The sequence below is a fragment of the Mycobacterium paraffinicum genome (assembly GCF_001907675.1).
Classification (GTDB): Bacteria; Actinomycetota; Actinomycetes; order Mycobacteriales; family Mycobacteriaceae; genus Mycobacterium; species Mycobacterium paraffinicum_A.
The window spans coordinates 1-9,792 of sequence record NZ_MPNT01000065.1 but is presented as its reverse complement, the minus strand read 5'-3'; the positions used below and the strand labels follow the sequence as shown (position 1 = coordinate 9,792).

General features: G+C 67.1%; 6 protein-coding genes and 1 pseudogene. 6 read left to right on the top strand and 1 reads right to left on the bottom strand.

Features of this window, described 5'->3' with window-relative positions; all coding sequences use genetic code 11:
• Positions 1-140: 140 nt before the first annotated feature.
• Positions 141-452 (top strand): annotated as a pseudogene (locus BRW65_RS33040) (hypothetical protein); the annotation flags it as partial.
• Here the strand turns inward: BRW65_RS33040 and BRW65_RS32840 are convergent.
• The gene (locus tag BRW65_RS32840; protein ID WP_347876653.1) at positions 424-1,026 is read right to left on the bottom strand and encodes a hypothetical protein; all 603 of its coding nucleotides are present in this window, start codon (positions 1,024-1,026) and stop codon (positions 424-426) included. The pseudogene BRW65_RS33040 and the gene BRW65_RS32840 overlap by 29 nt on opposite strands.
• 870 nt (positions 1,027-1,896) lie before the next feature.
• Between BRW65_RS32840 and BRW65_RS32835 the strand changes: the two genes are divergently transcribed.
• From BRW65_RS32835 to eccCa, 5 genes are all read left to right on the top strand, one after another.
• Positions 1,897-2,586, top strand: coding sequence for a DUF5631 domain-containing protein (locus tag BRW65_RS32835; RefSeq protein ID WP_347876652.1), 690 nt, complete (start codon positions 1,897-1,899; stop codon positions 2,584-2,586).
• 145 nt (positions 2,587-2,731) lie between these two features.
• Positions 2,732-3,676, top strand: coding sequence for a hypothetical protein (locus BRW65_RS30550; RefSeq protein ID WP_432206474.1), 945 nt, complete (start codon positions 2,732-2,734; stop codon positions 3,674-3,676).
• A 179-nt stretch (positions 3,677-3,855) separates the two neighbouring features.
• A complete protein-coding gene (locus BRW65_RS30545) occupies positions 3,856-4,737 on the top strand; it encodes a transglycosylase SLT domain-containing protein (RefSeq protein WP_084188123.1) in 882 nt (293 codons plus the stop codon).
• 2 nt (positions 4,738-4,739) lie between these two features.
• Positions 4,740-6,227, top strand: a complete 1,488-nt coding sequence (gene eccB / locus BRW65_RS30540; RefSeq protein WP_073881177.1) for a type VII secretion protein EccB — start codon at positions 4,740-4,742, stop codon at positions 6,225-6,227.
• Between the two features lie 3 nt (positions 6,228-6,230).
• Positions 6,231-9,792: type VII secretion protein EccCa (eccCa, locus tag BRW65_RS30535; protein WP_073881175.1), on the top strand; the 3,562-nt coding region annotated here is incomplete at its 3' end.

Genomic DNA, 9,792 nt, shown 5'->3' with positions numbered 1-9,792 from the left:
CAGCAAATCCCGCGCCGACCACACGCCATCAACAGAACAGGAGGACACCCCGGCGGCACTGACCGCCTAAACCACCAAGTCGAAGAATCACACGACGACGTCGTACACCACGTCCCTGGACTTGACCCCCTACGGCAGTTGCCGCCGCTCAACAGCAGCTTTGTGATGTCTACAAACTGGCGGCTCAGGCGGCTCAGGTCGACACCGCCGGAACAGACAAGGCGCTAGCACGCATTGCAACAACCAATGGCGCCCTATTGCTTGAGATGGCAGCGGCCGATCCGGTCCTCGACGCTAAGCACCGAGACGCGGCGCACGCATTAGCTATGGCATACGGCACCCTTACCGCCAAAGGCAGCGCTGGCGTCGCAACCGATGCCGAGTATCAGGCGGCGCTCACTGACGCAATCTCGAAAGATGCCGCTATGAAAAAGGTTTGCGGTGGGGGCTGACCTGCCGCCCGGCAAGTGGACAGCAGCGCTCATTGGGCCCTGGTGGCCGGAATCGTCGATGACTCTGCGGGCCGGTGCCCAGCATTGGAGCCAAGCGTGCGCGGAGCAGCAGTTCTTCTCGCAGGGCCTCCGCAGTCAGTGGATGATGATCGCGGCAAGCAATCAGGGGCACACAGCGGACGACCTCATATCCCGATACCAGCAAGGCGAGAAATTTCATCTCGATCTCGCGGAGAAGTACCAGGCGAAGTCGGCAGCTTTCGACTCCAGCGCTGACGCAATCGACTACCTTCGAAGCAGATTGACCGACATAGCAAATGCGGGAAATCACGAGATCGATCAAATTCTCGCCTCGAAAAAGCCACTGCCCGAGCAGGTCTTGGAGGTACAGGCCGTCCAGTTGCGTTGCAACGGCGATGCTGCGAACGCGAGCATGACTGCGGGCGACAAACTCTTGGCAGCCACCCAGAAAATTCTTGATGTTGAAGGAATTGGTGCTGACGCCCGAACATGGGCTCGTCAAAACGGCTTCAACACCGGCGATGTGCGCCCACCCCAGCAGATTGGCGAACATGACCTGAGTGCACCCACTCATTCCGCTTTCGGGGGAAGCCAAGGGCCTGGCGCATCGACGCCAGGCGGAGGCGGGCCGTCGGCTACTCCCGGACCGGGTGGTTTCGGCGGCGCGCAGGGGCCGGGGTCGTCATTGCCGGGCGCGGCCGCGCGGCCTACACCATCACCGGCTGCTTTCGGTGGTATGCAGGGGTCTGTTGTGCAGGTGTCAAGCGGACAACAAGCACTGACATCGCCAGGTGTTCACGTGCCCGGCGGTGGCGGATCGATGTCGTCGGGGATGTCAGGCTTAACGGGTAGCCCGACGGGCATGTCGTCCGCTGGCTTGGGCCAAGGCGCCCCGCCCAACTTGGCGCAATCGTTCGCATCCGGAATGGCCACGGGTCAACCGGCAGGTGCGGGCGCACAAGGATTGTCGGCGGGGGCGGTAAACGCGATGGAGTCACCGCCGCAAGCCGGTCCGCCTGCGGCGACGCCTCCTGTGACTCCGACTGCACCCAGCGCCGGTGTTTTCATCCCGACGGGCACGCCGGTCGACACGCCTCCGCCTGCCGCTCCGGCGGCGCCCACCACCGGAGGAGCTGCGCCAGTTACGCCGGTAATCACGGGGGGCTCATGGTCAGGATCGGCAGCGCCGGTAGCCAGTGGCCCGAGCATTCCGGGTGGCTCACTGCCCGCGTATGGCTCCGACCTGCGACCGCAGGTCGGAGCGCCCCCGGCGATGCCTTCGGTCCCGACGGGGCCGGTCTCGGGCGCGCCGGTCGCCCCGTCGGCCGCATCCTCCCCGTCGGCGGGTGGGCCGCTAGTTTCGCCAGTGGAACGGGGAGCACCCGGAACCCCAGCCGGGCACGCGGGCGCGAACTCGTCGAGCATGATGGGCGCATCCGCGATGTCGGCCGCGACCGGTGCGACGGCGGGCGCGGTGTCCAGCAGGGCGGCCGAGCAGCAGCGCTTGCAACGGCTCGTCGATGCGGTAGCCCGCCAAGAGCCACGAATTTCGTGGGCGGCCGGTCTGCGCGATGACGGCACCACCAGCCTGCTGGTCACTGACCTCGCCGGTGGGTGGATACCGCCGCATGTCCGACTGCCCGCCCACGTCACCCTGCTCGAACCAGCCATCCGTCGGCACGATGCCAGCGTCGTGGACTTGCTCGGAGCCGTCGTGGTCGCCGCCGCTCACGAGCACAACACCTACGTCGCCGAATCCGACCCCGAGGCTCCCACGCTGACCGGTGATCGGCCGGCCCGCTCCGCCGCGCCGCAGGTCGAGGAACTCGGACCAGCCCTTGTGGAAGCCGTACGTCGCCGCGACGGCCTGCCGCGAATTGCGCAAGCCATCGCGGCGCCCGCGGTGCGGAATACCGGCGTGCTCGACAGCGAGACTGAACTCTTGCGCAGCTGCATCGCCGAAATACAGGCTTCGGTCCTGTCGGCGTATCCGGAGCACAACGTCGCAGCCGTCGCAGATTGGATGCTGCTGGCGGCTATCGAGGCACTAATCGATGGGCATCAGTACCTCGCGAACTACCACATGGCATGGTTCGACGTGACCTGCACTTAGGGCGGCTCGCGGATACGCGATGCCCGAAATGCAGGGTGAATACCGTTTCGAGGCAGCTATGCCAAACTGATTGAGTAATCGATCGCGTGTGCGTGAGCGCACATGAAGAGATCGTCGGTTGTGCGAGCGGGGTGGAGGTGAAGCCATGTCCGGGGGCGATGGCACCATCAAAAGCGCTCCAGCCGTATTGGGAGGGCTAGTTGGCGCGCCTGAAGCGCCGCCGCCGATGCCGTTCCCCGTTTCCGTGGGCGGAACCAGCCCGACCGACGTCAAACGAGGAGCCCTTGAAGCCGCCGCCAACGGCGGCGTCGCAAAGGACGCCGCCGACGCCGCAGCAGCAGACGCAGACCGTCGCGCCCATGCCGCCGACGCAGCCGCGAAATTCCCCGCCAACGAGGCCGAATCGCAGCAGCAGATGCAAAACGTCGGCCAACAAGCCCCGCAGATGATGCAACAGATGCTGCAAAGCATCACGGGCGCGCTCGGAGGCGCGGTCGGCGGCATCATGGGCCCGCTGACGCAGCTGCCGCAGCAGGCGATGCAGGCCGGCCAGAGCGCGATCCAGCCGCTGATGAGCGCGGTTCAGGGCGGCGCTCACGGTGCCGGCCTCGCCGACGCGGCGCATCTGGTCGACAGCGTCGGCCCCGGCTCCGGAGCCGGCGGCGGCGCGGGATTGGGCGGCGGCGCGGGTCTCGGTGGCGGCGGGGGCACAACCCCGGCCAGCTCGCTTGGTCCGCCCCCGGTGCCGACCTCCTCCCCGCCGACGACCCCGGCCGGGGCCGCCAAGGCCGTCCCGATGCCACCGGCCGGTGGCGCGCCGACGATGTCGGGGCAGACCGGCATGGGTGGCATGGGGATGATGCCACCGGGCGCGATGGGCGCCGGTGGCGAAGGCGGCAACAAAGAGAAGCCACCCGAGAAGCGAATCTCGGCCCCGGGTGTCCCCAATGGCCAGCCCGTCAAGGGCCGCCTGACGATGCCGCCGAACACTCCAGGTCCCAAACCGGGCGAGGAGAAACCCACCGTCGTCACCAACCGCCCCAATCGGCGAATCGTGATCATGCCCGCCGACGACGAGGCGAAGGAATAGCGCCGTTCCCACTCCACCTGCAGGTGAGTGGTTGGGACATGCGTCCGGCAGTAGTGTCGCTACGTAATCAAGCGAGTTCGGGTCACTCGTTATTGACAGCGGAACCGCGGATTCGTGCATGCTATTGACACGGGTTTTCGCGACCAGAGGGTGTGGGAGTACTCGGGTGTCCAGGACGGATGGGCGCAAAGGGGACCAGGGTGGGGCAGTCGGTGACTGATCCGCTGACGGTGCAGGCGGTGACGGCGCTGGCTCGCGGCCACGGCCTGTTCGCGGGCGAGACCATCGCCGCTCCAGTCGCCGGCACCCACGAACGGCCCGACGTCAGGACCGACGGCCTTCCCGCCGCCGCAGCGACGAGGTCGGCGGACACGCTGACCACGCTCCGCCGGTCCGCCGACACCGACCTCGCGCTCGCGGAAATCATCGCGGCGGCGCGCGCCGACCATGGGCACGCAAGAACGGCAACGCGAAGAGTCTTGGAAGACGCCAAGGCCGACACGACGTCGCCCGCAGACACCCCCTTGGCGCGCCGCGAGGCGATGGCCCGCATGGCGGCCAGGTTGCGCACCCAGCATCGACACATCCTGAACACCCGCCGGCGGGCCCGGCTCCTGGCCCTGCGAATAAGGCGGCTGCGCTACCGGCAAAGGCGGGCGGCAATGCAACGCGATCAGGGCAACGGGCGGGCGGCGGTCGTTGCGGCGATCCGTAAGGCCTTGGACATCAAGGGTATTCACGACCCGGGTGCGCGGGCCCGCTGGGAGCGTGGCATGGATTTGGTGGCCCGGCGCGAGTCGAATTACAACGCCGCCGCGATCAACGGCTGGGACTCCAACGCGGCACGGGGCACACCGAGCAAGGGCGCATGGCAGTTCATCGGCCCAACGTTCGCTGCCTATCACGAGCCGGGAACGTCGCGGGATATCCACAACCTCGTGGCCCAGGCGTGCGCGTTCATCAACTATGCGATGGGTCGCTATGGCGTCTCCGCCGACGCATCGAATTTGGCCGAGCGGATTCAGCAGGCCGATCCCCGCCGAGCACCCAAGGGGTACTGAGCATGCCGCTGAGTTTGTCCAACCGCGATCAGAATTCCGGTCACCTCTTCTACAACCGACGACTGCGCGCCGCGACCACCCGATTCTCGGTGCGGATGAAACACGACGACCGCAAGCAGACCGCGGCGTTGATGTTGTCGATCCTGTTGGTGGCCATCGCCTCCGGGTGGATGCTGCTGCTGAATGTGCTGAAACCGACTGGCGCCGTGGGTGAATCAGCGATCATCGGCGACCGCGATTCCGGGGCGATCTACGCCCGCATCGACGGCCGGCTCTACCCGGCCCTGAACCTGACATCCGCCCGGCTGGCCACCGGGACGGCGAACCCGCCGACGTGGGTCAAGCGCAGCGAGATCGCGAAGTATCCGACGGGCCCGTTGATCGGCATCCCCGGCGCCCCCGCGGCGATGCCGGTGAACCGCGGCACGATTTCGGCCTGGGCGGTGTGCGACACGGCGGGCCGCCCGCGCAGCGGGGAGAAGCCGGTCGTCACATCCATCGCGGGCACGCTCAACGGGGGTGACCGCGCGGCGCCGCTGGCCGAGGACGCCGGCGTGCTCGCGACCTTCGAGGGCAACACGTACGTGATCTGGGGCGGCAAACGCTCGCAGGTCGATCCGGCCAGCAGAGCGATCACGCTGAGCCTGGGGCTGGACCCGGGAGTGACGTCGCCGGTGGAGATTTCGCGCGCCCTGTACGACGGACTGCCCGCGACCGAGCCGCTGCGCGTCCCCGACGTTCCCCAGGCGGGCACCCCGTCGACCTGGGTTTCGGGTTCACAGGTGGGTGCGGTGTTGCAGGCCCAAACCGCGGGCGGCGGCAAGCAGTTCTATGTGCTGTTGCCCGATGGGGTGCAGAAGATCACGAGCTTCGTCGCCGATCTGCTCCGCAGCGCCAACTCCTACGGGTCGACGGCACCGCGCGTGGTGACTCCCGATGTGCTGGTCAACATCCCCCAGGTGAATTCCCTGCCCGTCGACTACTACCCGACCAAACGCTTGAATTTCGTTGATACCGCCGCGAACCCGGCCACCTGCGTCAGTTGGGAGAAGGGCTCGACGGATCCGCAGGCCCGCGTCGTCATCTACAGCGGGCGGGGGCTTCCGGTGTACTCCTACCTGGACGACCGGATCGTGCACCTGGTGCGCGACGACCGCGACCCGGCGTCGGTGGTCGCCAACCAGGTGCTGGTGCTGCCGGGGGCGGCGAACTTCGTCACCTCCACCAGCGGGGTGATCACCTCGGATTCCCGCGAATCCTTGTTCTGGGTGTCCGACAACGGCGTGCGGTTCGGCATCGCCGCCAACGACGACACGATGCGCGCGCTCGGGCTGGATCCCGCCTCGGCGGTGCAGGCGCCGTGGCCGTTGCTGCGCACTTTCGCTGCGGGCCCGGCGTTGTCGCGGGAGGCCGCGCTCGTGGCTCGCGACACCGTGCCCGCGCTGGGCAGGGCGGCTGTCGTAACGACATCGGCGAAGGTGGGAGGTTAGGCGATGTCCAAGAAAGCGTTTCCGATCAACCGGGTGAAGATCGAACCCCCGAAACCCGTTCGGGTAGCACCGAATGCGCCGATCGCCCTGCCGGAGCGGGAGCCGCGCAACATCTGGGTGATGATCGGGGTGCCGGCGCTGATCGTCGCGCTGATCGGCACCATCGTCATGCTCTACGTGTCCGGGGTGCGAAGCCTGTCCACCGGGTTCTTCCCGCTGATGGGCATCGGCGCGTTCAGCATGCTCGCGTTCTCCGGGCGCTTCGGGCGGGCGCGCAAGATCACCTGGGGCGAAATGGAAAAGGGCCGCCGCCGCTACCTGCGCGACCTGGACAGCAACCGCGACGAGATCCAGAGCGCGGTCTGCGCGCAACGCGAATGGCAGAACGCGCTGCACTCCGATCCGCGTGGTCTCGGGGCGATCATCGGCGGCCCGCGGATGTGGGAACGCGGGCGTGGGGACACGGACTTCCTGGAGGTGCGGCTCGGCACCGGCGTGCAGCACGCGCCGGATTCGGTGTTGTCGGTGACCTGGCCCGACATCGCCTCCGATGAGGAGCTGGAACCCGTCACCGGGCAGGCGCTACGCGATTTCATCTTGGAACAGCGCAAGATTCGCGACATCGCCAAGGTGGTCAACCTGCGGTCGGCGCCGGGCTTCAGTTTCGTCGGTGACGACCTGGATCGGCTGCGCTCGCTGCTGCGCTCGGTGCTGTGTTCGCTGGCGGTGTTCCACAACCCGCGCGACCTGAAACTGATGGTGGTCACCCGCAATCCGGAGGTGTGGTCATGGATGGTGTGGCTGCCGCACAACTTGCACGACGAGCTGTTCGATGCGTGCGGCTGGCGGCGGCTGGTCTTCGCCACACCCGAAGAGCTGGAGGAGACCCTCGGCGCCGAGCTGCACATGAAAGGCAAGCGTGGGGCGTGGACGCCGCTAGCGGCGGCTAGCCCGACCGCCATGGGCTCGGCGCTCGAAACCGGCGCCAGCACCGTGGATCTGGGACCGCACTTGGTGATCGTCGACGACAACACCGGCAGCCCCGACGCGTGGGAGAGCGTGGTCGGCCAGGTCGGTAAGGCGGGGATCACCCTGCTGCGCATCGCATCGCGAGTGGGCACGGGGGTGGGATTCGCGCAGGACCAGGTCTTCGAAATGACCGAGCGGCACGGCCCAAGCGCCAACGGCGAAGTCATGTTCGGCCGCAACGGCTTCGACGCCGACGGCGAAGACGGACGCCCCGCGCCACTGCTGCGGGTGCGCGACAAGTTCTTCGCCCACGCCGATCAGCTGTCGATTCACCGCGCCTACCGGTATGCGCGGGCGATGGCGCGGTGGTCGCCGACGAGCCGTAGCGAGATCGCCGATTCGGCCGGCGGCGCCGCTGAGTTGTTGCGCGGGCTGGGCATCGTCGATCCGCGCGAGCTCGACGTGGACCGGTTATGGGCCGAGCGACGGGGCCGCGGCGACGAGCGCTGGTGCGAGATCCCGGTCGGCGCGAAGCCCACGGGCGAGTTGCAGAACATCATCATTCGCGCGAAAGACTTCGGCGGCTTCGGTTTTCACTCGGTGGTCATCGGGACGAGTGGCTCGGGAAAGTCGGAGTTCTTCCTCTCGCTGGTCTACGGCATTGCGCTGACGCACTCCCCGGAGGCGTTCAACGTCATCTTCGTCGACATGAAGTTCGAATCGGCGGCCCAGGACATTCTGGGCATCCCGCACGTGGTGGCCGCGCTGTCGAACCTCGGCAAGGACGAGCGGCATCTGGCCGAACGGATGCGCCGGGTCATCGACGGCGAGATCAAGCAGCGCTATGAGCTGTTCACCTCGGTCGGCGCCCGCGACGCCAACGACTACGAGGAGATCCGGCTCGCCGGCCGAGACCTCCCGCCGGTGCCCGTCCTGCTCGTCATCGTCGACGAGTACCTGGAACTCTTTGCCAACCACGAGAAGTGGATCAATCTGATCATCCACATCGGGCAGGAAGGCCGCGGCGCCAACGTCTTCTTCATGTTGGGCGGGCAGCGCCTGGATCTGTCGTCGCTACAGAAAGTCAAGTCCAACATCGCGTTCCGCATCGCGCTGCGCGCGGAGTCCGGCGACGACAGCCGCGAGGTGATCGGGTCGGACGCCGCCTACCACCTGCCGTCGAAGGAAAACGGCTTCGCCCTATTGAAGGTGGGGCCCCGCGACCTGGAACCGTTCCGCTGCTTCTACCTCTCGGCGCCATTCGTGGTGCCGAAGGCCAAGGAGGTGTCGACCACCGTCGACATGACGTTGACCAAGCCCCGGCTCTACAACTGGCAGTATCAGCCGCTCGATGAATCGGACGCCGCGGCGCTCCAAGCGGCCGCCGCCGTTGACGCCGAGCCGGACGAATTCCTCTACCACGACGACGGTTTCAAGAGAAAGAAGATCGTCGACGTGCTGCGGGAGTCGCTGCATCAGGTCCCGCACCGGTCACCGCGGCGGCCGTGGTTGGAGCCGCTTGAGGACCCCGAGCCCATCGACACTCTGGTGGCCGCTTACCGCGGCAAGCCGTGGCATGTCGACTACGGCGACAATCCGGGGCTGATGTTCCCGGTGGGCGTGATGGACATTCCGGAGGAGTCCAAGCAGGTGGTCCACGCGGTCGATGCGCTGCGCAGCAACGTCATCGTGGTCGGGGCCAAGCAGCGGGGCAAGACGACCACCCTGATGACGCTGATGTCCTCGGCGGCAACGATGTACACCCCGGCGCGCGTCACGTTCTTCTGCATCGGCGGTGCGACGCTGGCGCAGGTGGCCTCGCTGCCACACGTCACCGACATCGTCTCCCCGAAGGACGCCGAGGGCATCGAGCGGATCTTGAGCAGTATGGACGCCCTGATCGACTCGCGCGAGGACTCGTTCCGCCGGCTGCGGATCGACCTCGACGGCTTCCGGGAACGCCGGTTCGGGCCGGGCAGCGACGGTTTGGGCGGTACCGATCCCAACGACCCATTCGGTGATGTCTTCGTCGTGGTAGACGACTATGACGACGTCTACTCGAAAGACACCATCCTGGGGGATCGGATCATCTCGCTGAGCAGCCGCGGTCCCGAGTATGGCGTGCACGTGATGTGCAGCGCGGGTGGCTGGATCCACGGACAACGGCAGAGCCTGCTGCAGAATGCCACTGCCCGAATCCAATTGCGGCTGGCCGACCCCAGCGAGAGCCAGATGGGGCATTCGTCGCTCGAATCGCGTGACGCCGCGCGGCGAACGCTGAACCGTCCGGGCTTCGGACTGACCGACAGCCTGCACGAGCTCCGCGTCGGGGTTCCGGCGCTCTCCGACCCCGCCACCGGCACGCTGGTGAGCATCGTCGACGTCGGCGCGCGGATCGCCGATGTGGCGGGGGTGACGAAACACGCTACCCTGCAACGGCTTCCGCAGCGGGTGGAGTTGCGGGCGATTCTGGAGTACGCCGCCGCGCATCCGAGCGGCGACGACCTGTCCATCGCTTTCGCAATCGGCGAGCGACACGAACTGGGCCCCGTTCCGCTGAAGCTCCAAGACAGCCCCGGCTTGATGATCCTGGGGC